This window comes from Staphylococcus sp. KUGN1, from assembly GCF_045984185.1.
Classification (GTDB): Bacteria; Bacillota; Bacilli; order Staphylococcales; family Staphylococcaceae; genus Staphylococcus; species Staphylococcus warneri_A.
Window position 1 is genome coordinate 712,199 of sequence record NZ_JBJQIL010000001.1, and the last position, 26,173, is coordinate 738,371.

At 32.7% G+C, this 26,173-nt stretch carries 24 protein-coding genes; 21 read left to right on the top strand and 3 right to left on the bottom strand.

Going from position 1 to position 26,173, the window contains the following annotated elements:
• Nucleotides 1-61: 61 nt before the first annotated feature.
• Complete coding sequence (locus ACJQQZ_RS03590) at nt 62-277, bottom strand: hypothetical protein (RefSeq protein ID WP_002451248.1); 216 nt, start codon at nt 275-277, stop codon at nt 62-64.
• 162 nt (nt 278-439) lie between these two features.
• On the opposite strand from ACJQQZ_RS03590, the gene ACJQQZ_RS03595 reads away from it, so the two are divergent.
• The 17 genes from ACJQQZ_RS03595 to hfq all read left to right on the top strand — a co-directional run bounded on the left by ACJQQZ_RS03595 (nt 440) and on the right by hfq (nt 20,211).
• Complete coding sequence (locus ACJQQZ_RS03595) at nt 440-1,234, top strand: TIGR00282 family metallophosphoesterase (RefSeq protein ID WP_049425163.1); 795 nt, start codon at nt 440-442, stop codon at nt 1,232-1,234.
• Nucleotides 1,235-1,375: 141 nt separating this feature from the next.
• On the top strand, nt 1,376-3,136 hold the full coding sequence (locus tag ACJQQZ_RS03600; RefSeq protein WP_408023069.1) for a 2-oxoacid:acceptor oxidoreductase subunit alpha: 1,761 nt from the start codon (nt 1,376-1,378) through the stop codon (nt 3,134-3,136).
• The gene (locus ACJQQZ_RS03605) at nt 3,137-4,003 is read left to right on the top strand and encodes a 2-oxoacid:ferredoxin oxidoreductase subunit beta (protein ID WP_002451251.1); all 867 of its coding nucleotides are present in this window, start codon (nt 3,137-3,139) and stop codon (nt 4,001-4,003) included.
• Nucleotides 4,004-4,273: 270 nt separating this feature from the next.
• Nucleotides 4,274-4,903, top strand: coding sequence for a poly-gamma-glutamate hydrolase family protein (locus ACJQQZ_RS03610; RefSeq protein ID WP_049425167.1), 630 nt, complete (start codon nt 4,274-4,276; stop codon nt 4,901-4,903).
• A gap of 50 nt (nt 4,904-4,953) precedes the next feature.
• Nucleotides 4,954-5,250: a thiamine-binding protein gene (locus ACJQQZ_RS03615; protein WP_002451253.1), complete on the top strand. Its 297-nt coding sequence runs from the start codon at nt 4,954-4,956 to the stop codon at nt 5,248-5,250.
• Between the two features lie 260 nt (nt 5,251-5,510).
• Nucleotides 5,511-7,055 (top strand): tRNA (N6-isopentenyl adenosine(37)-C2)-methylthiotransferase MiaB, encoded by a 1,545-nt coding sequence (miaB, locus tag ACJQQZ_RS03620; protein WP_002451254.1) that lies wholly within the window; start codon nt 5,511-5,513, stop codon nt 7,053-7,055.
• A 2-nt stretch (nt 7,056-7,057) separates the two neighbouring features.
• Nucleotides 7,058-7,423 carry a YlbF/YmcA family competence regulator gene (locus ACJQQZ_RS03625; RefSeq protein ID WP_002451255.1) on the top strand — a complete coding sequence of 122 codons (366 nt, stop codon included), beginning with the start codon at nt 7,058-7,060 and terminating at the stop codon, nt 7,421-7,423.
• A gap of 21 nt (nt 7,424-7,444) precedes the next feature.
• On the top strand, nt 7,445-7,936 hold the full coding sequence (gene thiW, locus ACJQQZ_RS03630; RefSeq protein WP_002451256.1) for an energy coupling factor transporter S component ThiW: 492 nt from the start codon (nt 7,445-7,447) through the stop codon (nt 7,934-7,936).
• Nucleotides 7,937-8,140: 204 nt separating this feature from the next.
• Nucleotides 8,141-10,756, top strand: coding sequence for a DNA mismatch repair protein MutS (mutS, locus tag ACJQQZ_RS03635; RefSeq protein ID WP_049423385.1), 2,616 nt, complete (start codon nt 8,141-8,143; stop codon nt 10,754-10,756).
• Nucleotides 10,757-10,767: 11 nt separating this feature from the next.
• Entirely contained in the window at nt 10,768-12,717 is a 1,950-nt protein-coding gene (gene mutL, locus ACJQQZ_RS03640) for a DNA mismatch repair endonuclease MutL (RefSeq protein WP_145505208.1), read from the top strand.
• Nucleotides 12,718-12,731: 14 nt separating this feature from the next.
• Entirely contained in the window at nt 12,732-13,265 is a 534-nt protein-coding gene (locus ACJQQZ_RS03645; protein WP_002451259.1) for a glycerol-3-phosphate responsive antiterminator, read from the top strand.
• 271 nt (nt 13,266-13,536) lie between these two features.
• On the top strand, nt 13,537-14,355 hold the full coding sequence (locus ACJQQZ_RS03650; RefSeq protein WP_002451260.1) for an MIP/aquaporin family protein: 819 nt from the start codon (nt 13,537-13,539) through the stop codon (nt 14,353-14,355).
• Nucleotides 14,356-14,499: 144 nt separating this feature from the next.
• Complete coding sequence (gene glpK, locus ACJQQZ_RS03655) at nt 14,500-15,999, top strand: glycerol kinase GlpK (RefSeq protein ID WP_049425252.1); 1,500 nt, start codon at nt 14,500-14,502, stop codon at nt 15,997-15,999.
• A gap of 172 nt (nt 16,000-16,171) precedes the next feature.
• Nucleotides 16,172-17,845: a glycerol-3-phosphate dehydrogenase/oxidase gene (locus ACJQQZ_RS03660; RefSeq protein WP_002451262.1), complete on the top strand. Its 1,674-nt coding sequence runs from the start codon at nt 16,172-16,174 to the stop codon at nt 17,843-17,845.
• 240 nt (nt 17,846-18,085) lie between these two features.
• Entirely contained in the window at nt 18,086-19,021 is a 936-nt protein-coding gene (locus tag ACJQQZ_RS03665; RefSeq protein ID WP_049425253.1) for an alpha/beta hydrolase, read from the top strand.
• A 1-nt stretch (nt 19,022) separates the two neighbouring features.
• Entirely contained in the window at nt 19,023-19,988 is a 966-nt protein-coding gene (gene miaA, locus ACJQQZ_RS03670) for a tRNA (adenosine(37)-N6)-dimethylallyltransferase MiaA (protein WP_049425254.1), read from the top strand.
• The gene (gene hfq / locus ACJQQZ_RS03675) at nt 19,975-20,211 is read left to right on the top strand and encodes an RNA chaperone Hfq (protein ID WP_002451265.1); all 237 of its coding nucleotides are present in this window, start codon (nt 19,975-19,977) and stop codon (nt 20,209-20,211) included. Before miaA ends, hfq begins: the two co-directional genes overlap by 14 nt.
• Nucleotides 20,212-20,439: 228 nt before the next feature.
• On the opposite strand, the gene ACJQQZ_RS03680 is transcribed toward hfq, so the two are convergent.
• Nucleotides 20,440-20,916, bottom strand: coding sequence for a glutathione peroxidase (locus tag ACJQQZ_RS03680; protein ID WP_002451266.1), 477 nt, complete (start codon nt 20,914-20,916; stop codon nt 20,440-20,442).
• Nucleotides 20,917-21,026: 110 nt separating this feature from the next.
• On the opposite strand from ACJQQZ_RS03680, the gene hflX reads away from it, so the two are divergent.
• From hflX to glnA, 4 genes are all read left to right on the top strand, one after another.
• Nucleotides 21,027-22,268, top strand: coding sequence for a GTPase HflX (gene hflX, locus ACJQQZ_RS03685; protein WP_145505211.1), 1,242 nt, complete (start codon nt 21,027-21,029; stop codon nt 22,266-22,268).
• A gap of 16 nt (nt 22,269-22,284) precedes the next feature.
• Complete coding sequence (locus ACJQQZ_RS03690) at nt 22,285-23,523, top strand: methionine gamma-lyase family protein (RefSeq protein WP_145505214.1); 1,239 nt, start codon at nt 22,285-22,287, stop codon at nt 23,521-23,523.
• A 380-nt stretch (nt 23,524-23,903) separates the two neighbouring features.
• On the top strand, nt 23,904-24,269 hold the full coding sequence (locus ACJQQZ_RS03695) for a MerR family transcriptional regulator (RefSeq protein WP_002451269.1): 366 nt from the start codon (nt 23,904-23,906) through the stop codon (nt 24,267-24,269).
• Nucleotides 24,270-24,288: 19 nt separating this feature from the next.
• Nucleotides 24,289-25,629: a type I glutamate--ammonia ligase gene (gene glnA / locus ACJQQZ_RS03700; protein ID WP_002451270.1), complete on the top strand. Its 1,341-nt coding sequence runs from the start codon at nt 24,289-24,291 to the stop codon at nt 25,627-25,629.
• Nucleotides 25,630-25,879: 250 nt separating this feature from the next.
• On the opposite strand, the gene ACJQQZ_RS03705 is transcribed toward glnA, so the two are convergent.
• On the bottom strand, nt 25,880-26,155 hold the full coding sequence (locus ACJQQZ_RS03705) for a hypothetical protein (protein WP_049425273.1): 276 nt from the start codon (nt 26,153-26,155) through the stop codon (nt 25,880-25,882).
• Nucleotides 26,156-26,173: the final 18 nt, after the last annotated feature.

Genomic DNA, 26,173 nt, shown 5'->3' on the forward strand with positions numbered 1-26,173 from the left:
GATTATTGATTTTCATCAAATCAATAATCACTTTTTCATATTATGTTAGTATTAAAATTGTTTATTTTAATTGTAAATCTGTTTTTTTCAATTCTTGGATAATTTCAGCTGTGTCATAACAGTTAGTAGCGATGTTAGCGTATCTTTCAGCTAAGCGATATGCATTGATATATAATTTTAAGCTATCTTTTGCGATATCTTCCACATCTTCTGATTTAGATGGGTTAGCACTTACTACTAATTCTGCAAATTTTTCAGGATCGATATTAATAGACATTTATTATTTACAACTCCTAAACTTTTGATAAACATATACTAACATAATATATGTTGATAAAAAAGCAAAGACAGTTATTACTCAAATAAATAATTTTCAAAGAGTACTTTAAATAAAGTTATCTATCTATTAAACTTATTTGTATGAGAGGATGAACATGCCATGAGAATATTATTTATAGGAGATATCGTTGGTAAGATTGGAAGAAATGCGATTTCAACATATTTACCTAAGTTAAAACAAGAATATCGTCCTACCGTTTCCATTGTAAATGCAGAAAATGCAGCACACGGTAAAGGACTGACAGAAAAAATATATAAGCAATTACTTCGTGAAGGCGTTGATTTTATGACAATGGGTAATCATACATATGGTCAACGTGAAATTTATGAATTTATCGATGAAGCTAAAAGAATGGTCAGACCAGCTAACTTCCCGAGCGAAGCACCTGGCGTGGGTATGCGCATTATTCAAATTAATGATATTAAGTTAGCGATTATTAATCTACAAGGTAGAGCTTTTATGCAAGATATAGATGATCCATTTAAAAAGGCTGATGAACTTGTTAAAGAAGCACAAAATGTGACACCTTATATTTTTTTAGACTTTCATGCTGAAACGACATCAGAAAAAAATGCTATGGGGTGGTATTTAGATGGTCGAGTTAGTGCGGTAGTTGGTACACATACTCATATCCAAACTTCAGATAATCGTATCTTACCTAGTGGAACTGGATATATTACTGATGTTGGTATGACAGGATTTTACGATGGCATATTAGGTATTAATAGAGATGAAGTGATAGAACGATTTATTACAAGTTTACCTCAACGTCATGTAGTTCCTGACAATGGTCGAAGCGTGTTATCTGGTGTTATCATTGATATAGATAAGAATGGTAAAACGACTAACATTGAAAGAATACTGATTAATGACGATAATCCTATGAAATTATAGTGCAATGACATGTGACATAACAGTTACAATTAGTTATCGTCCATTAGTATGAATTTAAAAACACGCCACTGTTTACATAGTAATACAGTGGTTCTTTTTGTTATCATTTAATATGAATTAAAACCACAGGAGGCTTATGATATGAAATCACAAATATCATGGAAAGTGGGCGGACAACAAGGTGAAGGTATTGAATCAACTGGTGAAATCTTTGCGACTGCAATGAATAGAAAAGGTTATTTCCTATATGGTTATAGGCACTTTTCAAGCCGTATCAAAGGTGGGCACACAAACAATAAAATTCGAGTGTCTACATCTCCAGTACATGCAATAAGTGATGATTTAGATATTTTAATTGCATTTGACCAAGAGACTATTGAAGTTAATCATCATGAAATGCGCGAAGATAGCATCATTATTGCTGATTCAAAGGCGAAACCAGTTAAACCTGAAAATTGTCAGGCACAACTTATAGACTTACCGTTTACAAGTACTGCAAAAGAATTAGGCACTGCATTAATGAAAAATATGGTGGCAATCGGTGCTACATCAGCATTAATGCATTTAGATACATCTACATTTGAAGATTTAATTACTAATATGTTCACTAAAAAAGGTGACAAAGTTGTTGAAATGAATATTCAAGCATTAAATCAAGGCTATCAACTAATGAAAGAACAATTAGCCGATATCAATGGTGACTTTGAATTACAAGAAAGTAATGAAGCACCACATCTTTATATGATTGGGAATGATGCTATCGGATTAGGTGCTATTTCAGCAGGCTCTAGATTTATGGCTGCATATCCAATTACACCTGCGTCAGAAATTATGGAGTATATGATTGCTAATTTACCTAAAGTAGGCGGAACAGTAGTTCAAACTGAAGATGAAATCGCAGCTGCAACGATGTCTATTGGTGCAAATTATGCAGGGGTTAGAGGTTTTACAGCTAGTGCAGGTCCAGGATTGTCATTAATGATGGAATCGATAGGCTTATCAGGTATGACTGAAACGCCATTTGTTGTGATTAATACACAACGTGGTGGTCCATCAACTGGTTTACCAACAAAGCAAGAACAAGCTGACTTAATGCAAATGATTTATGGCACACATGGCGATATTCCTAAAATTGTTGTTGCACCTACTGATGCAGAAGATGCATTTTATTTAACGATGGAAGCATTTAACTTAGCAGAAGAATACCAATGTCCTGTAATTATCTTAAGTGATTTACAATTATCATTAGGTAAACAAACCGTTAAAAACCTAGATTATAATAAAATTCAAATTAAACGTGGTGAACTAATCCAATCTGATATAGAACGAGAAGAAGATGATAAATCATACTTCCGCAGATATGCATTAACAGGTAGTGGTATTTCACCTAGACCTATTCCAGGTACAAAAGGTGGTATTCATCATATAACTGGTGTTGAACATAACGAAGAAGGTAAGACAAGTGAAGCTGCTACAAATCGTCAACAACACATGGATAAACGTATGAGAAAAACGAAAAATCTTCTAATAGAAAAACCTGTAGAACTTACTGAAAATCATGAACAAGCAGATATTTTATATATTGGATTCATTTCTAGTAAAGGGGCAATTCAAGAAGGGGCAGAACGTTTAAACAATCAAAATGTTGCTGTTAATACATTACAAATTAGACAATTGCATCCTTTCCCTACAGAAACGATTCAAAATGCAATTGATAAAGCTCAAAAAGTAGTTATTGCAGAACATAACTATCAAGGACAATTAGCAAGTATAATTAAAATGAATGTTAATATTCAAGATAAATTGGTGAATCAAACGAAATATGATGGCACACCATTCTTACCACATGAAATTGAAGATAAAGGTTTAGAAGTTGCCAAAGAATTAAAGGAGTTGGTCTAATTGGCTACATTTAAAGATTTTAGAAATAATGTTAAGCCAAACTGGTGTCCTGGGTGTGGCGATTTCTCTGTTCAAGCGGCTATACAAAAAGCAGCAGCAAATGTAGGACTAGAACCTGAGGAAGTTGCACTCATTACAGGAATTGGTTGTTCAGGTAGATTATCTGGTTATATAAATGCATATGGGGTTCATGCGATACATGGTCGTGCATTACCACTTGCACAAGGCGTAAAAATGGCTAATAAAGATTTAACTGTTATCGCTTCTGGTGGAGATGGTGATGGATATGCTATTGGTATGGGTCATACAATTCACGCTTTACGTAGAAATATGAATATGACATATATTGTCATGGATAATCAAATTTACGGATTGACAAAAGGGCAAACATCACCTTCATCTGCTGTAGGCTTTGTGACTAAATCAACACCAAAAGGTAATATCGAGAAAAATGTAGCACCTCTAGAATTGGCATTATCATCAGGCGCAACATTTGTAGCACAAGGTTTTTCAAGTGATATCAAAGCACTAACGAAATTAATTGAAGACGCTATCAACCATGATGGCTTTTCATTTGTAAATGTGTTTTCACCATGTGTGACTTATAATAAAATTAATACTTATGACTGGTTTAAAGAAAACTTAATTAGTATTGACGATATTGAAAATTATGATCCAACTAATAAACAACTAGCCATTCAAACTGTGTTGGAACATGAATCACTAGTTAAAGGTATTGTTTACCAAGATACAGAAACACCTTCATATGAATCACAAATTGAAGAAATGGAAGGCGAAGCATTAGCTAAAAAAGATATTCACATTTCTGAAGAAACATTTAATGATTTAACAAAACAATTTGTATAACTTTAATGAATTAACCTGAGGCACAATAAAGATGGCTCAGGTTAATTTTATATGTGACTTAAATATTCAAATCATAAGAAATATTTATTTAACTACATATCCTTGATTTTATAAAAATATTTTTATTATTGAAACACTCCAATTTTTTAATTTGAAAAGGTGAATAAAAAAATTATAAAATTGTAAGTATTATAATGATTTTGTAAATTAGAATTAAAAATATAAAGATGGTGGAATAGAATAACAAGGATTAACTGAGGAGGTATAGGGATGGATAAATATAGTACGATGAATGAATTACAAAAATATACTAATGAAGATAAAGATTGGCATATCGAATCCATAGATAATCATCATGATGTTACTATTCTAGCTATTCATGGCGGTGGTATTGAACCTGCAACTAGTGAATTAGCATTAGTCACTGCACAAACTAATGATTATAACTTTTTTACGTTTAAAGGGGATAGAAGCAAAGGTAATAATGAATTACATGTGACTTCAATTCACTATGATAATGATACAGCATGTCAATTGACTCAAAAAAGTAAAAGAGCTATTTCAATACATGGATGTACTGGACATGAATCAGTCGCTTACATCGGTGGGAAAGATGAAGCGTTAATTGAACTTATCACATCAGAACTTGATAAAATTGGTGTGAATGTGGAGCATGCACCTTCTACAATGTCTGGTAAGCAAAAAGAGAATATTGTGAATCAAACTCGTATTAAGGGTGGCGTTCAACTTGAATTGACGAAATCTTTAAGAAAGCAATTTTTTAAAGATGGAAAAATTGGTCGTAAAAGTAGAGAAGATAAAAATAATTGGGATGATTTTTTATATGATTTTGCTAATGCACTTGCAACAGCACTTGATAAAGTAGAAAATGAGAGTTGAATATAAGTAATCATATAGAACGATATATTATATAAATTGAGGTGCATAAAATGATCGATACACTAATGAGTATTCAAATTATACCGAAAACACCAAAAAATGAGGATGTTATTCCATATGTTGATGAAGCAATTAAAATCATTGATCAATCTGGTTTACATTATCGCGTAGGGCCTCTCGAGACAACAGTCCAAGGAGACATGAATGAATGTTTAATTTTAATACAAAAATTAAATCAACGAATGGTTGAATTAGAGTGTCCAAGTATAATAAGTCAAGTTAAGTTTTATCATGTGCCAGAAGGTATAGAAATAGAAACATTAACTGGAAAATATGATGCAGGGTAAAATAATAATATCTAAAGCATATTCTAACAAATGATAAATTTTAAAATCATAGTGCATAAATGAGGCAGGACCAAAAGCTAGTCATTTTGATATAGATAGAAAAGAGATTTTCTTCGTCAATTTTTCGTATTGATAATCATGCTAGTGGCTTTGGTCTTAGCCTTTTTTGTATGATTGAATGATGACGCTTTTTGCACTTTTGTATTAAATTTAATATAATGTAGAAATGATATATGGGCATATAGAAAGGATTTTTAATAGTGAATGAAGAGCAGAGAAAAGCTGGTACGATAGATATTTTAGCAGAACGTAATCGTAAAGAAGAAAAAGATTATAGCAAATATTTTGAACATGTGTATCAACCACCTAATTTAAAAGAAGCTAAAAAGCGTGGGAAACAAGAAGTTGAATACAATAGAGACTTTCAAATAGATGAAAAATATCGTGGCATGGGTAAAGAACGTACATTTTTAATAAAAACATACGGGTGTCAAATGAATGCACATGATACTGAAGTTATGGCGGGGATTTTAGAAGCTTTAGGTTATAGTGCAACGACTGATATTAACACTGCTGATGTCATTTTAATCAATACATGTGCAATTCGTGAGAATGCAGAAAATAAAGTGTTTAGTGAAATCGGTAACTTGAAACATTTAAAAAAGGAAAGACCTGATTGTTTAATTGGGGTATGCGGGTGTATGTCTCAAGAAGAATCAGTTGTAAACAAAATATTAAAATCATACCAAAACGTTGATATGATTTTCGGTACACACAATATCCATCGTCTACCAGAAATATTAGAAGAAGCCTACTTATCAAAAGCAATGGTTGTTGAAGTATGGTCTAAAGAAGGAGATGTTATTGAAAATCTTCCTAAAGTACGTGATGGTCATATAAAAGCATGGGTAAATATTATGTATGGTTGCGATAAGTTCTGTACATATTGCATCGTGCCATTTACTAGAGGTAAAGAACGTAGTCGTAGACCAGAAGACATTATTGATGAAGTAAGAGAGTTGGCTAGAGAAGGTTATCAAGAAATTACATTATTAGGTCAAAATGTTAATTCTTATGGTAAAGATATTGAAGGACTAGACTATGGATTAGGCGATTTACTAGAAGATATTTCTAAAATTGATATTCCGAGAGTAAGATTTACAACTAGCCATCCATGGGACTTTACAGATCGTATGATTGAAGTAATTGCTAATGGAGGTAATATTGTTCCGCATATCCATTTACCAGTACAATCAGGTAATAACGCAGTATTAAAAATTATGGGAAGAAAATATACGAGAGAAAGTTATTTAGATTTAGTATCTCGCATAAAAGAAGCCATTCCTAATATTGCCTTAACGACGGATATTATTGTTGGTTATCCTAATGAAACTGAAGAACAATTTGAGGATACTTTAACTTTATATGATGAAGTAGGATTTGAGCATGCCTACACGTATTTATATTCTCAAAGAGATGGTACACCAGCTGCGAAAATGAAAGACAACGTACCTACAGAAGTTAAAAAAGAACGTCTACAACGCTTAAATAAAAAAGTCGGAGAGTACTCTCAAAAAGCTATGAGCCAATATGAAAATGAAATTGTCACAGTGTTATGTGAAGGCTCAAGTAAAAAAGATGATTCTGTTTTAGCGGGTTATACTTCAAAAAATAAATTAGTCAATTTTAAAGCACCAAAAGAAATGGTTGGCAAGCTAGTAGATGTTAAGATTGATGAAGCTAAACAATATTCTTTAAATGGTACCTTTATAGGAGAACATCAAAGAGAATTGGTGATGCAATAATAATGTATAACAAAACACAAATACTTTCTAATGCAGATCAATTAGCGCAGAAGATTAAAAACTTAGAAATGATCAAAGAATATCAATCAATTGAATCACAAATTCATAATAATAAAGCGATTGAAAATAAAATGAATCAATTAAAAAAGCAACAGAAGCAATCAGTTAACTTACAAAATTATGGTAAGGAAACGGCATTTCACCAGTCAGAGAATCAAATACATCAGTTAGAAAATGAAATCAATGAATTGCCGATTGTTGAAGAATTCCGTGCATCACAGTACGAAGCTAATGATTTATTACAAATGATGATTAATACAATGGAAAATCGCTTAAATGAGCATAATGAGAACTACCACGATAAATAAATTGGATAAGGAGACAATGCATTGAATATTAGAAAATTAACCATAACAGCGCTATTAATAGCGATTAATGTCATCTTAAGCAGTATCATTGTCATCCCACTTGGTCCAATCAAAGCAGCACCTATGCAACACTTAGTTAATGTACTTTGTGCAGTTTTTGTAGGGCCTTGGTATGGATTAGCTCAGGCTTTAATATCATCCATTTTACGCGTAACATTTGGTACAGGAAGTGTATTTGCATTTCCAGGCAGTATGATCGGTGTGTTATTAGCTAGTTTATTTTACATGTATCGTAAACATATTTTTATGGCTGCAGTAGGTGAGGTTTTAGGCACGGGTATTATAGGCAGTTTGATCTGTATTCCATTAGCATGGATACTTAACTTACAAAACTTCTTTGTAAAACCGCTTATGACTGCTTTCATTGTATCTAGTATTATCGGTGCAGCTATTAGTTATGTGTTATTAATAATATTAAAAAGACGAGGCCTCTTAGATCGTTTTCAAAAATAATGATTGAGTACGTATAGTCCAATGTGTAACTGTAATGATTTAGTACATGGGATTATGCGTATTTTTTATGCTTCATTTTAGATAATGGGCTAGATGTGATTGTATATGTTAAAATAGATGAGTTAAATAATACGTAAAAAATTACATAAATTTATTGAACCATATTAATAAAAAGACTATAAAATAAGGGTTGTGAAGAACTTTATGTCAAATGTGACACCAATGATGCAACAATATTTAAAAATCAAATCAGAATATGATGACTGCTTGTTATTCTTTAGACTTGGAGACTTTTATGAAATGTTCTTCGATGATGCTAAAGAAGCATCAAGAGTATTAGAGATTACGCTAACAAAAAGAGATGCCAAAAAAGATAATCCTATACCTATGTGTGGCGTTCCATATCACTCAGCAGATAGTTATATAGAGACGCTAATTAATAACGGGTATAAAGTAGCGATTTGCGAACAGATGGAAGACCCAAAACAAACTAAAGGTATGGTTAAAAGAGAAGTTGTTCGAATCGTAACGCCAGGGACAGTTATGGATCAAGGTGGCGTGGATGAAAAGCAAAATAACTATATCTTGAGTTTTATACAATCTCCTCATGAATATGCATTAAGTTATTGTGATATTTCAACAGGTGAATTGAAAACTACACATTTTGAAGATGAAGCTACATTATTAAATGAAATCACAACTATCAATCCCAATGAAATAGTTATTTGTGAGCCTTTATCTGAGAATATGCAACGACAAATTAATATGATTACCGAAACCATAACAGTTCGAGATGAGATTGCAAATCAATATTTTGAAGTGAATAACATTGAACATCAGCACATGCAACAATCAACGCAATTATTGTTAGATTATATACAACATACACAAAAAAGAGATTTATCACACTTAGAAGATGTCCAACAATATGCTGCTATTGATTTTATGAAGATGGATTTCTATGCTAAAAGAAATTTAGAATTAACAGAAAGCATTAGATTGAAATCTAAAAAAGGGACACTTCTATGGTTGATGGATGAAACCAAGACGCCAATGGGTGCAAGACGACTGAAACAATGGATAGACCGTCCGTTAATATATAAACAACAAATCGAAGAACGATTAAATATCGTTGATGAGTTTATCAATCATTTTATTGAACGAGATACATTGAGAAACTATTTGAATCAAGTATATGACATAGAAAGATTAGTAGGTCGTGTAAGTTACGGAAATGTAAATGCACGCGATTTAATTCAACTTAAACATTCAATTAGTGAAATACCTAATATAAAGCAATTATTAAGTCAATTAGATAGCGATACGATTACGCAATTTGATGCACTCGAACCGCTTGATGACTTACTCGAAGTATTAGAGAATAGTTTGGTTGAAGAACCACCTATTTCAGTCAAAGATGGTGGCCTATTTAAATCAGGATTTAATCACCAATTAGATGAATATTTAGAAGCTTCACGTAATGGTAAATCTTGGCTTGCTGAATTACAAGCCAAAGAAAGAGAACGTACAGGCATTAAATCATTAAAAATAAGTTTTAATAAAGTATTTGGCTACTTTATCGAAATTACTCGTGCCAACCTACAAGGCTTTGATCCATCACAGTTTGGATATAATCGTAAACAAACATTATCTAATGCTGAGCGCTTTATAACAGATGAGTTAAAAGAAAAAGAAGATATTATTTTAGGTGCCGAAGACAAAGCAATAGAGTTAGAATATCAATTATTTGTCAAATTAAGAGAACATATTAAAGAATATACCGAGAGACTTCAAAAACAAGCTAAAATCATATCGGAACTGGATTGTTTACAAAGTTTCGCAGAAATAGCTCAAAAATATAATTATGTTCGACCACATTTTAGTGATGATAAAACATTAAAATTAAAAAATTCTAGACATCCAGTTGTTGAACGTGTCATGGATTATAATGATTACGTACCTAATGATTGTGCTTTAGATAATGACACATTTATTTATCTGATAACGGGCCCTAATATGTCTGGTAAATCGACTTATATGAGACAAATTGCAATTATTAGTATAATGGCTCAAATGGGTGCGTATGTACCTTGCGAATCTGCGACATTACCAATATTTGATCAGATTTTCACTCGTATTGGCGCTGCAGATGATTTAGTTTCAGGTAAAAGTACATTTATGGTAGAAATGTTAGAAGCTCAAAAAGCATTAACCTATGCTACTGAGGATAGTTTGATTATTTTCGATGAGATAGGAAGAGGAACGTCAACGTATGATGGTTTAGCGTTAGCACAAGCGATGATAGAGTATGTCGCACAAACCTCACATGCTAAAACGCTATTCTCAACACACTATCATGAACTGACGACATTAGATCAGCTATTACCATGTTTAAAAAATGTGCACGTAGCCGCCAATGAATATAAAGGAGAGCTCATCTTCTTACACAAAGTTAAAGATGGTGCGGTTGATGATAGTTATGGTATTCAAGTAGCGAAACTTGCTGATTTACCTGATGAAGTCATTCAAAGAGCACAAGTTATTTTGAATGATTTTGAACAAAAATCTGATAGTCCTGAACCTCAGATCGTTCAAACTGAATCATATCAAGCTGATGAAACTAAGGCACCTAATAAAAAGGCAAATCATGACAAGTGTGATGAGAAAGAAGCATCATTTGAACAAGCCGCATTTAACTTATTTGAATCGGAAACACAACAAAGCGAAATTGAAGCGCACATCAAATCATTAAACTTATCAAACATGACTCCAATCGAAGCATTGATAAAATTAAACGAATTACAAAATCAATTAAAATAGAGGTGTTGTAAATGGGAAAAATTAAAGAACTACAAACCTCCTTAGCTAATAAAATTGCAGCTGGCGAAGTAGTCGAAAGACCTAGTTCGGTTGTTAAAGAATTACTGGAAAATGCCATCGATGCCCAATCTACGGAAATAAATATTGAAGTAGAACAATCTGGTGTTGCATCAATACGTGTAGTAGACAACGGTACTGGAATAGAAGCTGATGATTTAAGTTTGGTATTTCATCGACATGCGACAAGTAAATTAGATGCAGATGATGATCTATTTCATATTAGAACATTAGGATTTCGCGGCGAAGCCTTAGCCAGTATCTCTTCAGTATCGAAAGTAACGTTACGTACATGTACAGATAATGAAAGTGGACATGAAATATATGCTGAGAATGGTGAAATTATTAACCAAAAACCAGCTAAAGCGAAAAAAGGCACGGATATCCTAGTAGAATCATTATTTTACAATACGCCGGCTAGATTAAAATATATTAAAAGTCTCTATACAGAGCTAGGAAAAATCACTGATATAGTTAACCGTATGGCAATGAGTCATCCTGATATAAGAATATCTCTTGTTTCTGATGGCAAGACACTACTCAAAACGAATGGTTCTGGGAAAACAAATGAAGTAATGGCAGAAATATATGGCATGAAAGTGGCAAAAGATCTCGTACATATCACAGGTGATACAAGTGATTACCATCTAGAAGGATATGTAGCTAGACCTGAACATTCAAGAAGTAACAAACATTATATTTCTATATTTATTAATGGTAGATATATTAAAAATTTCGTTTTGAATAAAGCCATTGTAGAAGGTTACCATACGTTACTAACTATTGGTCGATATCCTATTTGTTATATCAATATACAAATGGATCCTATATTAGTAGATGTCAATGTACATCCTACTAAACTTGAAGTGAGATTATCTAAAGAAGAACAACTATATGATTTGATAGTAGAAAAAATACGAGAAGCATTTAAAGATAAAATCCTTATTCCTAAAAATGATTTAGATACTCATCCAAAGAAAAATAAAGTGCTCAATAGCTTTGAACAACAAAAGTTAGACTTTGAACGTAAACAAAATGAAGTCCAAAATCGTCCACAATCATTTGAAGATGAGAGACAAGAAGATTTAAGTGCAACCACATTAGATAAAGTTGAGAATCAAAATATTTCACAAGTGAATGAAGACAATGAAAGTACATTGTTTAATGACTCTCAATATATTAACCGTAATCATGATGATTATTACTTCAATAATCAAAAAGATATTTTAAATGAATTAGATAATCAAAATGAGACACTAAAACAAGAAGAAAATCAAAATGAAAATGACATTAAAGGTACAGTAAGTGCTTCAACACGTCGACGTGTACCATATATGGAAGTTGTCGGACAAGTTCATGGCACATATATCATTGCTCAAAACGAAAATGGCATGTTTATGATTGATCAGCATGCTGCTCAAGAACGTATTAAATACGAGTATTTTAGAGAAAAGATTGGGGAAGTAACAAATGAAGTTCAAAACTTGTTAATTCCAATGACATTTCATTTCTCAAAAGATGAACAGTTCATTATAGATCAGTATCAAGAAGAATTAGACAGAGTAGGCGTACACCTTGAACATTTCGGTGGACATGATTATATTGTTAATAGTTATCCAGTTTGGTTTCCAAAAGCAGAAGCGGAAGAGATCATCAAAGATATGATAGAACTCGTATTAGAAAATAAAAAAATTGATGTGAAAAAAATGCGTGAAGATGCAGCAATAATGATGTCTTGTAAAAAGTCGATTAAAGCTAATCATTATCTTAAAAATAATGAGATGGCAGATTTAATTGATCAATTGCGTGAAATGGAAGATCCATTTACATGCCCGCACGGAAGACCCATTATCATTAACTTTTCGAATTACGAATTAGAAAAATTATTTAAACGTGTAATGTAGAGAGGAGCAATCATTTGAAAGAAAATATACTCCCGGCAATTAGAAATATGAAAGATTTAGATAAGCTCATTAAAACCGAATATAAATCATGTGTACTGTTGGATATGCATATCGGTCATCTTAAAAGTATATTAGATCTTTTGAAAAATAAAGGTATTGAATGTTATATCCATATTGATTTAATTAAAGGGTTAAGTCATGACGAATATTCTTGTGAATATATTATTCAACAATATAAACCTAAAGGCATCGTTTCAACAAAGACTAAAGTGATTAAAAAAGCAAAGTCGCTAAATACGCTAACTATCTTTAGAGTGTTTATTATAGATAGTCAGGCTTTAAGTCGGAGTATTGAATTAATCCAAAAGGTACAACCAGATTTCGTTGAAGTGCTACCGGGTATTGCACACAAAGCAGTAAGATGTATTCAAGAAGAGACTGATACATCTGTGATTGCAGGTGGATTGATTAGTGAAGTATCTGAAGTAGAAGAGGCCATTAATAATGGTGCAGAATATATTACAACAAGCAATCAAAAATTATGGTAACAATAGAATAATATCTCTATGAATAAGTGTAGGAATCAGTCGAACTGTTGAGTCGCTGATTCCTTTTTATATATCAAAAATGAGTTGAGTAATGAGGATTGAAATGAAATAAATTTGACAAATTTATAACAAAAATATTGACAACGCTTACAACATAACTGTAATATATAACCAAGTTATTAAAAGTTAATATTAGAATAGAGAAGGGGAGATTTCTGCAGCTTTATAACGTTGTAGGGGTCTCCCTATCTATTTTGGGAGGAATAGTTATATGAATGCTTATTTAGCAGAGTTTTTAGGTACGGCCATCCTTATACTTTTCGGTGGCGGCGTTTGTGCTAACGTTAATTTAAAACGTAGTGCTGGTAATAACGCTGACTGGATTGTTATCGCTACAGGATGGGGTCTAGCCGTTGCAATGGGTGCATTTGCAGTTGGTAAATTTTCAGGTGCACATTTAAATCCAGCAGTTTCAATTGCATTAGCCATGGATGGTGGATTTAGTTGGGCGCAAGTTCCAGGATATATCGTTTGCCAAATGCTTGGAGGTATCGTTGGTGGTGCCTTAGTATGGTTAATGTATTTACCACATTGGAAAGCAACAGAAGATCAAGCTACAAAATTAGGCGTGTTCTCAACAGCCCCTGCAATTAAAAATTATTTCGCAAACTTTTTAAGTGAGATTATTGGTACAACAGCTTTAACTTTAGGTATTTTATTCATCGGTGTAAATAAAATTGCTGATGGTTTAAATCCATTAATTGTCGGTGCTTTAATTATTGCAATCGGGTTAAGTTTAGGTGGTACAACAGGTTATGCAATTAACCCTGCCCGTGACTTAGGTCCTCGTATCGCGCATGCCATTTTACCAATTGCTGGTAAAGGCGGTTCAAACTGGTCATATGCGATTGTACCTGTACTAGGTCCTATTGCTGGAGGTATGCTAGGCGCAGTCATTTATGAAGTATTTTATAAACAAACATTTAATGTAAGTTGTGTAGTTGGTATTATTTTAGTTATCATTACATTAGTATTAGGTGTGATTTTAAATAGAACTTCTAAAAGTAATGATATTGAGTCAATCTATTAATCAACATAAGAAAATATCACAATTTTAGTGTTTGTTATTAAAAAATTGCATATAAATTAACATGATGTGTTGATATATGATATAAGTAATTATCATTAAAATACTTTAAATAATATTGAAGACATCAAAAGGAGTCAAATACCTATGGAAAAATACATTTTATCAATAGACCAAGGAACAACAAGTTCAAGAGCTATTCTATTCAATAAAGATGGCGAAATTAAAGGTGTAGCACAAAGAGAATTTAAACAACATTTCCCACAATCAGGATGGGTAGAGCATGATGCGAATGAAATTTGGACGTCAGTACTATCTGTGATGGCAGAGGTCATGAACGAACATAACATTAGAGCAGAACAAATCGAAGGTATTGGTATTACAAACCAACGTGAGACAACAGTTGTTTGGGATAAAAATACTGGTCGACCAATTTACCATGCAATTGTATGGCAATCTCGTCAAACGCAAAGTATTTGCCAAGAATTGAAAGACCAAGGTCATGAAGCATTGTTCCGTGACAAAACTGGTTTATTATTAGACCCATATTTTGCAGGAACAAAAGTCAAATGGATTTTAGATAATGTTGAAGGTGCACGTGAAAAAGCAGATAATGGCGATTTACTATTTGGTACAATTGATTCTTGGTTAGTATGGAAATTATCTGGTAAAGAAGCACATATCACAGACTATACAAACGCAAGTCGTACATTAATGTTCAATATCCATGACTTAAAATGGGATAAAGAATTATTAGATATTTTAGAAGTACCTGAAAGTATGCTACCTGAAGTGAAGCCATCAAGTGAAGTTTATGCACATACAGTTGATTATCATTTCTTTGGTCAAAATGTACCAATCGCAGGTATCGCTGGTGACCAACAAGCTGCCTTATTTGGTCAAGCATGTTTCGACAAAGGTGACGTGAAAAATACTTACGGTACTGGTGGATTCATGTTAATGAACACTGGTGAAGAAGCAGTTAAATCTGACAGCGGATTATTAACAACTATCGCATATGGTATTGATGGTAAAGTAAACTATGCTTTAGAAGGTTCTATCTTTGTTTCAGGTTCAGCTATTCAGTGGTTACGTGATGGATTAAGAATGATTAATTCAGCACCACAAACTGAAAACTATGCGACTAGAGTAGACTCAACTGAAGGTGTATACGTTGTACCAGCATTTGTTGGATTAGGAACACCTTACTGGGATTCTGAAGCTAGAGGCGCAATCTTTGGATTAACTCGTGGTACTGAAAAAGAACACTTCATTCGTGCAACATTAGAGTCACTATGCTATCAAACTCGCGATGTAATGGAAGCAATGTCAAAAGATTCAGGTATCGAAGTTCAAAACTTACGAGTTGATGGTGGCGCAGTTAAAAATAACTTTATCATGCAATTCCAAGCAGATATTGTTAATACACCTGTAGAAAGACCTGAAATTCAAGAAACAACTGCACTTGGTGCTGCATACTTAGCAGGTTTAGCAGTTGGATTCTGGGAAAGTAAAGATGACATTGCTAACAGATGGAAACTTGAAGAAGAATTCGAACCAAAAATGGAAGAAGAACAACGCACTAAGCTTTATAAAGGTTGGAAAAAAGCTGTAGAAGCTACACAAGTATTTAAATTAGAAGATTAGTCTTTAGCAAATCAATAAATTGTAAGCTCGAGATAGACTAGATTTTCTTATTTATGTTATACTTGAAACAAGTTAATAAGGAAATCGAGAAATGAGAGATTTATTCGTACAATTAAATGGTAATTGTGGGATAAGTCTCTCTTTTTTTATACTAAATAGGAGGCGTTGAATTATGGGTTTATCAACACTAAAAAGGGATCACATTAAGAGAAATTTAAAGAATGAAGAGTATGACGTTGTTATTATTGGTGGCGGAATTACAGGTGCAGGTATTGCATTAGATGCTAGTAACCGTGGCATGAAAGTTGCTTTAGTAGAAATGCAAGACTTCGCACAAGGAACAAGTTCACGTTCTACAAAATTAGTACATGGTGGTTTACGTTATTTAAAACAACTACAAGTAGGCGTTGTAGCTGAAACTGGTAAAGAACGTGCGATTGTATATGAAAATGGTCCACATGTAACAACACCAGAATGGATGTTATTACCTATGCATAAAGGTGGTACATTTGGTAAATTTACAACGGCCATTGGTTTAACAATGTATGATCGTTTAGCAGGTGTTAAAAAATCTGAACGTAAAAAAATGCTTTCTAAACAAGATACAATTAATAAAGAACCTTTAGTGAAACAAGATGGACTAAAAGGTGGCGGTTATTATGTTGAATACCGTACAGATGATGCAAGATTAACTATTGAAGTGATGAAAAAAGCAGCTGAAAAAGGTGCTGAAATCATTAACTATACAAAATCAGAACACTTTACTTATGATTCAAATAAAAAAGTAAACGGTATTGAAGTTGTAGATATGATTGACAATGAAACATATCCTATCAAAGCTAAGAAAGTAATCAATGCATCAGGACCTTGGGTAGATGAAGTAAGAAGCGGTGACTATGCACGTAATAACAAACAATTACGTTTAACAAAAGGTGTTCACGTTGTAATCGATCAATCTAAATTCCCATTACAACAAGCAGTTTACTTTGATACAGAAAAAGATGGTCGAATGATTTTTGCGATTCCTAGAGAAGGTAAAGCATATGTAGGTACAACTGATACATTCTATGATAATGAAAAAGCAACACCATTAACAACGCAAGAAGATAGAGATTATTTAATTGATGCGATTAATTACATGTTCCCAACAGTTGATGTAAAAGATGAAGACATCGAATCTACATGGGCTGGTGTACGTCCGTTAATTTTAGAAGAAGGAAAAGACCCTTCAGAAATCTCTCGTAAAGACGAAGTATGGGAAGGCGAATCAGGCTTATTAACAATCGCGGGTGGTAAATTAACAGGATACCGTCATATGGCATTAGAAATTGTTGATTTATTAGCTAAACGTCTTAAAAAAGAATATGGTTTAACATTCAAACCATGTGCGACTAAAGAATTGAAAATTTCTGGTGGTGACGTTGGTGGTAGTAAAAACTTTGACCACTTTGTTAAACAAAAAGTAGACGCTGCTAAAGGTTTTGGTATTGATGAAGATGTAGCATACCGTTTAGCAAGTAAATACGGTTCAAATGTTGATGATTTATTCAACATTGCTCAAACTGCGCAATATCATACTAGTCAATTACCATTAGAAATTTATGTAGAATTAATCTATGGTATCCAACAAGAAATGGTATTTAAACCAACTGACTTCCTTGTACGTAGATCAGGTAAATTATACTTTAATATTGATGATGTACTACAATATAAAGATGCAGTTATCGATGTATTAGCAGATATGCTTCAATATAGTGAAGGTCAAAAACAAGCCTATACTGATGAAGTAAATAAAGCGATTGATGAAGCACAATCTGGTAATAACCAACCAGCAGTTAAAGAATAATTTAAATCAATTTCAAACTACTAGCATTGAGTTTTATCTCAATGTTAGTAGTTTTTTTATATGAAATGTTATATTTGTCATACATGCTTATAAGACAAAAAATACATCTGAATGTGAATTGTTAACTAAATATGCATACAATTTGATTCCGATGTTATCAAAAGGTATATTGAATATAATATGTATGTTTATATTAATAAACATGATGAATGAAGATAAGAAGTTTTGGGGGGTATATGCGTGAGTCAAAGTCAATTCAACATTACAGTCAAAGATGGAACAATGATTGAAGTGAAAATAGATAAAGCTAATAATGAAACGATTGGTATTGTCCATCTTTTTCATGGTATGGCTGAACATATGGATCGATATGATGAGTTAGTTAAAGCATTAAATTTACAAGGGTATGATGTACTTAGACATAATCATAGAGGTCACGGTAAAAATATAGATGAAAATGAAAGAGGCCACTTCAATGATATGACACAGGTTGTTGACGATGCATACGAAATAGTAGAAACCATTTATGATAGCCATTTTGAACTACCTTATATTGTGTTAGGTCATTCAATGGGGTCAATCATTGCAAGACTATTTGTAAAACAATACCCTCAATTTGCAAATGGTCTTATATTAACTGGTACAGGTATGTTTCCTAAATGGAAAGGTATCCCAACCATGGTTCTATTGAAATTAATCACAATGATTTTAGGTAAAAGACGTCGAGTTAAATGGGTTAACCGATTAATGAATAAATCCTTTACTAAAAAGATTGATCAACCTCAAACAGAAAGTGACTGGCTATCTACCAAAAGAGAAGAAGTGAACAAATTTATCGATGATGAATATTGTGGATTCAGAGTATCTAACCAACTGATTTATCAAACAGTTAAATATATGATGGACACTGCCAATGTTAAATCATTAAAGCAGATGAATCACAATCTACCTATACTATTAATTTCAGGCAAAGATGATCCCTTTGGAGAATATGGTAAAGGTGTTAAAAAACTAGGTAAGATTTATAAAAAAGCAGGAATCAAACACATAACTGTGCAATTATATAAAAATAAACGCCATGAAATATTATTTGAAGATGATTATTTAACAACTTGGCAACATATGTTTGAATGGATTAAAAAGCAAATATTAAAGAAAAATAAAGTGAGTGAATAAGATGAGTAATACAGATAAGCCATTTCTAATTGTAATTGTAGGACCAACGGCGTCTGGAAAAACAGAATTAAGCATAGAATTAGCAAAACGATGTAATGGAGAAATTATTAGTGGCGACTCTATGCAAGTATATAAACAAATGAATATTGGTACTGCTAAAGTTACAAAAGAAGAAATGGACGGTATTACCCATCATATGATTGATATATTGAATCCTGATGACACATTTTCTGCTTATGATTTCAAACAACGAGCAGAAAAGTGTATCAATGATATTAGAGATAGAGGTAAGACACCTATTGTTGCTGGTGGAACTGGATTATATATTCAATCTTTACTTTATAATTATCAATTTGAAGATGAAACCGTTTCAGAAGAAAAAATGAAAGAGGTTAAATCTAAATTAAATGAATTAGCAAAATTAAATAATAATGAATTACATGAATATCTTAATTCATTTGATCCTGAATCAGCCGACAATATACACCCTAATAACAGAAAAAGAGTATTGAGAGCGATAGAATATTATTTAAAAACAAAAAAACTTTTAAGTTATCGCAAGAAAGTTCAACAATTCACTGAAAATTATGATACATTATTAGTAGGGATTGAAATGTCGCGTGAAACATTATATGAAAAAATAAATAAACGTGTTGATATTATGTTGAGCCACGGATTATTTAATGAAGTGCAACACTTAGTTGAACAAGGCTATGAGTCAAGTCAAAGTATGCAAGCAATTGGGTATAAGGAATTAATACCTGTTGTGAAAGGGAATATGGATTTACAGTCAGCTATTGATAAGTTAAAACAGAATTCGCGAAAGTATGCGAAACGTCAATTGACTTGGTTTAAGAATAAAATGAACGTTCACTGGTTAGATAGAGAAAATATGTCACTTCAAATGATGTTAGATGAGATTACACCCCAAATAAATAAAAGGAGTACTGAACATGATTGCAAATGAAAACATCCAAGATCAAGCACTAGAGAACTTTAAATCAGAAAAAACAGAAGTCACTGTGTTCTTTCTAAATGGTTTCCAAATGAAAGGAACAATTGAAGATTTCGACAGCCAAGTGATTCGTTTAGTTTCACAAGGAAAACAACATCTGATTTACAAACATGCGATCAGCACTTTCATGATTGATGATGAAAACGAATCAGCATCAGAAACATCTGAAGAATAAGACATAATTGAAGTGCAGTAAAGCACAAATCATAAATGAACGTAGTAATAGTTACATAGAAGAGAAATAATGGATTTATTGGTTCTAATTAGTGCTTTATCGTATTAAAGATTGTAATTCAAAAAAGCTTCATTTAAAGTAAGCATTCGCGTATATCAATTCGCTATTGCAGATCACTTTAAATGAAGCTTTTTAATATTAAAAAATGAGAAGTTTATGTTTGATATTTTAAAGAAGTTTTTCAATTTCATTTTCTAATTGTGCCGGTTTCTTCTGAGGAGAAAAACGTTTAACTACATTACCGTCACGATCAATTAAAAACTTAGTGAAGTTCCACTTAATTTTTTCATTAAACATCCCTTGTTGTGCATCAGTAAGGAAGCGGAATAACGGATGTTGATGTTCTCCTTTAACATCAATTTTTTGATGGATAGGGAATGTTACACCGTAATTTAATTTACAGTTTTGAGCAGCTTCTTCACCCGATCCAGGTTCTTGACCACCAAATTGATTACAAGGGAAGCCTAAAATAATAAATTTTTGATCTTTATATTTTTCATAAAGCTTTTGTAACCCTTCAAATTGTGGTGTGAAACCACATTCACTTGCAGTATTTACGATTAACATCACATAATCTTTATAATCTTCTAACTTATATGTTTCTCCTGTATTCTTTTCTACAACGAAGTCATATATATTTTCCATAAGATCACCCTTTCGAATTAATTACAATTTAACATAATATTGACGAATAGTCTTTATATTGGCACTATGATAAAATATTTAAGAACTAAATTAAAAGGGAGATGTATATCATGGCACAGCTATCAACACATGATACAAAGAAAAAATTAGAAACGGCTGTACTAATCGGTGTACATGCTCAAAACGATAATGAATTTAATTTTGAATCGACAATGGAAGAATTAGAAGCGCTATCAGAAACATGCCAATTAAATGTTAAAGGTCAAATCACTCAAAACCGTGAACAAGTTGATCACAAATACTATGTTGGTAAAGGTAAAATTGAAGAAATTCAAGCTTTTATAGAATGCCATGATATAGATGTCGTTGTGACTAATGATGAATTAACGACAGCTCAATCTAAAACATTAAATGGCAATTTGGGCATAAAAATTATCGATAGAACACAGTTAATCCTTGAAATTTTTGCTTTAAGAGCAAAAAGTAGAGAAGGTAAGCTACAAGTAGAATTAGCACAATTAGACTATTTATTACCACGATTACAAGGACATGGTCGTAGTTTATCAAGACTTGGTGGTGGCATTGGTACACGTGGTCCAGGTGAGACGAAGCTTGAAATGGATCGTCGACATATCCGTACAAGAATGAATGAAATCAAGCATCAATTACAAACAGTTGTTGAGCATAGAGATAGATACCGAAGTAAACGAGAACAGAATCAAGTCTTTCAAATAGCATTAGTAGGATACACTAATGCTGGTAAATCATCATGGTTTAATGTGTTAGCTAATGAAACAACATATGAACAGAATCAATTGTTTGCAACATTAGATCCTAAAACACGCCAAATACAAATCAATGAAGGATTTAATTTAATCATTTCAGATACAGTTGGATTTATTCAAAAATTACCTACAACGCTAGTAGCTGCATTTAAATCAACTTTAGAAGAAGCTAAAGGAGCAGATTTACTCTTACATGTGGTTGACGCAAGTCACCCAGAGTATCGCTCTCAATATGATACTGTCAATCAACTTATTAAGCAGCTAGATATGGATCAAATTCCTCAATCAGTGATTTTTAATAAAAAGGATCAATGTCCAAGTAATATGGACCTACCAGTTTCTGAACAACCTTATGTATTTGTTTCAAGTAGAGATGAATCAGATAAGGATAAATTGAAAAATTTATTAATCAATCAAATTAAGCGTAGTTTAACGTATTACGAAGAGACAGTACCGAGTTCGGATGCAGACCGACTCTATTTCTTAAAACAACATACACTCGTCAGTGAACTCAATTTCAATGAAAAAGACGAGTCTTATGAAATTAAAGGATATAAAAAAATATAAAAAGGAAGTTAGCAAGATGACAGATATGAGAAGTCTTATTGAAGATGTAGAATCTACATTGACACCGTACTTTAAAGATATTGAACGCATTGCTTTGATTAATCAAGAAAAGGTATTAGATGCGTTTCATGCAGTTAAAGCTACAGAAAGTGATTTATTAGGAACAACTGGCTATGGATATGATGATTTTGGACGTGATCATTTAGAAGAAATTTATGCAAGAACATTTAAAGCAGAAGATGCCATTGTAAGACCTCAAATTATTTCTGGAACACATGCCATTACCTTGGCTTTACAAAGTAATTTGAAATACGGTGATGAATTATTGTATATCACGGGTAGTCCATACGATACATTATTAGAAGTTATCGGAGTAAACGGCAATGGCATTGAGAGTTTAAAGGAACATGGTGTTTCATATAATGAAGTAGCATTAGCAGAGGGTAAAATTGATATACCTAACGTTCTAAATGCAATTAATGATCGAACTAAAGTCGTTGCTATCCAACGTTCCAAAGGTTATGATCAACGACCTTCAATACCTGTTGATGAAATTAAAGAAGCGATTTCGGCAATTAAAGCACAATATCCGAATGTCATTATCTTTGTCGATAATTGTTATGGAGAATTTGTTGAAGAACAAGAACCTACAGAAGTTGGCGCTGATATAATTGCAGGTTCACTCATTAAAAATCCTGGTGGTGGATTAGCTAAAATAGGTGGCTATATCGCTGGTAATAAGGATTTAATTGAGCGTTGTGGTTATAGATTAACCGCACCAGGTATAGGTAAAGAAGCAGGCGCATCTTTAAATTCATTACAAGAAATGTATCAAGGATTTTTCCTAGCACCTCACGTCGTCAGTCAAAGTTTAAAGGGCGCTTTATTCACGAGTCTGTTACTTGAAAAATTAAATATGACTACAACACCTAAGTATAACGTTAAACGTACAGACCTAATCCAAACTGTGACATTTGAAACAAAAGAACAAATGATATCATTTTGTCAAAGTATCCAACATGCATCGCCAATCAATGCACATTTTAGCCCAGAGCCGAGTTATATGCCAGGTTATGAAGATGATGTTATTATGGCTGCGGGTACTTTCATTCAAGGTTCCTCAATTGAATTGTCTGCTGATGGCCCTATACGTGAACCGTATGAAGCATATGTTCAGGGTGGTTTAACATATGAACATGTTAAATTAGCTGTTACATGTGCAGTCACTCAATTAAAAGAACAAGGACTTGTTTAATTTGATATTGGGAGTGGGACAGAAATCATAAAGAACCACTAATCATTGATGATGTAGTGGTTCTTACGCATTAGCCACAGCTAATGTGTACTTTAAAATAGGAATACATGAGTGAAACTCATTCATAAGAAATACTAATTTTTAAAGAAAAAGTATTTCTTTAGCGTTGTCCCACCCTGTTTCAGCTTGTTTTATCAGAAAATTTTAAAATTTATTCAGGAATTTTGTGAATGTTGTTACGTGGTGGTATTTCAATGCTTCTAAAATGCAGTCATATCAATGGGTTTACTTATCATGTCAGAAAACCTAACATATTTTTGTAATCTGAGCTAAACTATGCTAAATTAAGTACAAGTTCAAAAGTGGAGGAGATGTTAGCGATGTCTAATGATTCTATTAGAAGAAACATGGCTGTATTCTCCATGAGTGTAGTCAGTAAATTAACAGAATTAAGTCCAAGACAAATTCGTTATTACGAGACACATGAACTTGTTAAACCGGAAAGAACTGAGGGAAATAAGAGATTATTTTCGCTGAATGATTTGGAAAGATTATTAGAAATTAAATCTTTAATTGAAAAAGGCTTTAACATTAAAGGTATTAAACAAATTATTCATAAACAAGAGAATCACTTATCATCAGACGAACATGAAACTAGAAAGAAAATGATTGTAGATGCAACTCAAAAACCATATGGTGAAACATTGCCGATAAATCGAGGAGACTTATCCCGATTTATAAAATAAAATTTGGAGGATTTCAAGTATGCCAAAACGTAGTTTTACAAAAGACGATATTCGTAAGTTTGCTGAAGAAGAAAATGTGAGATATTTAAGATTACAATTCACTGATATTTTAGGAACAATTAAAAACGTTGAAGTACCAGTAAGTCAATTAGAAAAAGTATTAGATAACGAAATGATGTTTGACGGATCATCCATCGAAGGTTTCGTACGTATTGAAGAATCAGATATGTACTTACACCCTGACTTAGATACTTGGGTTATCTTCCCATGGACAGCTGGTCAAGGAAAAGTTGCACGTTTAATCTGTGATGTATTCAAAACAGATGGTACACCATTCGAAGGTGACCCTCGTGCCAACTTAAAACGCATCTTAAAAGAAATGGAAGATTTAGGTTTCACAGACTTCAACTTAGGGCCTGAACCAGAATTCTTCTTATTCAAGTTAGATGACAAAGGTGAACCTACATTAGAATTAAATGATGATGGTGGTTACTTCGACTTAGCACCTACGGATTTAGGTGAAAACTGCCGTCGTGACATCGTTCTTGAATTAGAGGACATGGGCTTTGATATTGAAGCAAGTCACCATGAGGTTGCGCCAGGTCAACACGAAATTGACTTTAAATATGCAGATGCAGTAACAGCATGTGATAACATCCAAACATTCAAATTGGTAGTTAAAACAATCGCTCGTAAACATAACTTGCATGCAACATTTATGCCAAAACCATTATTTGGTGTGAACGGAAGCGGAATGCACTTCAACGTATCATTATTTAAAGGTAAAGAAAATGCATTCTATGATCCAAATGGCGACATGGAATTAACTGAAACAGCGTACCAATTCACTGCAGGTATTCTTAAAAATGCACGTGGATTCACTGCAGTATGTAACCCATTAGTAAACTCTTATAAACGTTTAGTACCAGGTTACGAAGCGCCATGTTATATTGCATGGAGTGGTAAAAACCGTTCACCATTAGTACGTGTACCTTCATCAAGAGGTTTATCTACTCGTATTGAAGTACGTTCAGTTGACCCAGCAGCTAACCCTTACATGGCATTAGCAGCAATCTTAGAAGCAGGATTAGACGGTATCAAAAACAAATTAGAAGTTCCTAAACCAGTAAACCAAAACATCTATGAAATGAATCGTGAAGAACGTGAAGCTGTTGGTATCCAAGATTTACCATCAACTTTATACACTGCGTTAAAAGCAATGCGTGAAAATCCAACAATCAAAAAAGCGTTAGGTAATCATATCTATAACCAATTCATCAATTCAAAATCAATTGAATGGGATTATTACAGAACTCAAGTTTCTGAATGGGAACGCGAGCAATATATGAAACAATACTAAAACGCTAAACAACATTGGGGAATGTCGTTATATCAAGGGCTAGAGCAATTTTGCTTTAGCTCTTTTTTGTTTGAAAATGGGCAACTTTGAACATTGAGATGAGTACTTTTTTATCGACTGGGCAACTTTTGGGCAACTGAATTCAAAAAATGTTGCGTATATATGTCTCAAAGTTTTCTTTTGCGTTATCATTCATTTCTTTAGTGACATGACTATAGACTTCACTATTGATTGTATCTTTTATTGATATTTATTTTTTTACTGTTTCTGTCATATTAGAGAATTGCTTTATTTCAAAAGAATTGTCACTTACTTTATTTTTTACTACGTTTCTAGATAATAATCTAATCATTTCTTTTGCGTAAATTTTACTCTTCTTAAAACATTTATTTTCTGTCTCAATTGCAGCTTTTTTAGCTTCTTTTATTGTTCTGAATCGAGATTTACAAATGATTTTTTTACCAAGATTATCTACATAATAAATTCTAAAGTGATAATATTTGTCTCTTTTTTGGAAAGATGCCATATTATGCACTCCTCCTTA

Bases quoted from the DNA above. Each gene is read 5' to 3' on its own strand.
- ACJQQZ_RS03590 (WP_002451248.1), bottom strand. From the start codon at position 277: ATGTCTATTAATATCGATCCTGAAAAATTTGCAGAATTAGTAGTAAGT.
- ACJQQZ_RS03595 (WP_049425163.1), top strand. From the start codon at position 440: ATGAGAATATTATTTATAGGAGATATCGTTGGTAAGATTGGAAGAAAT.
- ACJQQZ_RS03600 (WP_408023069.1), top strand. From the start codon at position 1,376: ATGAAATCACAAATATCATGGAAAGTGGGCGGACAACAAGGTGAAGGT.
- ACJQQZ_RS03610 (WP_049425167.1), top strand. From the start codon at position 4,274: ATGGATAAATATAGTACGATGAATGAATTACAAAAATATACTAATGAA.
- ACJQQZ_RS03615 (WP_002451253.1), top strand. From the start codon at position 4,954: ATGATCGATACACTAATGAGTATTCAAATTATACCGAAAACACCAAAA.
- ACJQQZ_RS03625 (WP_002451255.1), top strand. From the start codon at position 7,058: ATGTATAACAAAACACAAATACTTTCTAATGCAGATCAATTAGCGCAG.
- mutS (WP_049423385.1), top strand. From the start codon at position 8,141: ATGTCAAATGTGACACCAATGATGCAACAATATTTAAAAATCAAATCA.
- mutL (WP_145505208.1), top strand. From the start codon at position 10,768: ATGGGAAAAATTAAAGAACTACAAACCTCCTTAGCTAATAAAATTGCA.
- ACJQQZ_RS03650 (WP_002451260.1), top strand. From the start codon at position 13,537: ATGAATGCTTATTTAGCAGAGTTTTTAGGTACGGCCATCCTTATACTT.
- glpK (WP_049425252.1), top strand. From the start codon at position 14,500: ATGGAAAAATACATTTTATCAATAGACCAAGGAACAACAAGTTCAAGA.
- ACJQQZ_RS03660 (WP_002451262.1), top strand. From the start codon at position 16,172: ATGGGTTTATCAACACTAAAAAGGGATCACATTAAGAGAAATTTAAAG.
- miaA (WP_049425254.1), top strand. From the start codon at position 19,023: ATGAGTAATACAGATAAGCCATTTCTAATTGTAATTGTAGGACCAACG.
- hfq (WP_002451265.1), top strand. From the start codon at position 19,975: ATGATTGCAAATGAAAACATCCAAGATCAAGCACTAGAGAACTTTAAA.
- ACJQQZ_RS03680 (WP_002451266.1), bottom strand. From the start codon at position 20,916: ATGGAAAATATATATGACTTCGTTGTAGAAAAGAATACAGGAGAAACA.
- hflX (WP_145505211.1), top strand. From the start codon at position 21,027: ATGGCACAGCTATCAACACATGATACAAAGAAAAAATTAGAAACGGCT.
- ACJQQZ_RS03690 (WP_145505214.1), top strand. From the start codon at position 22,285: ATGACAGATATGAGAAGTCTTATTGAAGATGTAGAATCTACATTGACA.
- ACJQQZ_RS03695 (WP_002451269.1), top strand. From the start codon at position 23,904: ATGTCTAATGATTCTATTAGAAGAAACATGGCTGTATTCTCCATGAGT.
- glnA (WP_002451270.1), top strand. From the start codon at position 24,289: ATGCCAAAACGTAGTTTTACAAAAGACGATATTCGTAAGTTTGCTGAA.
- ACJQQZ_RS03705 (WP_049425273.1), bottom strand. From the start codon at position 26,155: ATGGCATCTTTCCAAAAAAGAGACAAATATTATCACTTTAGAATTTAT.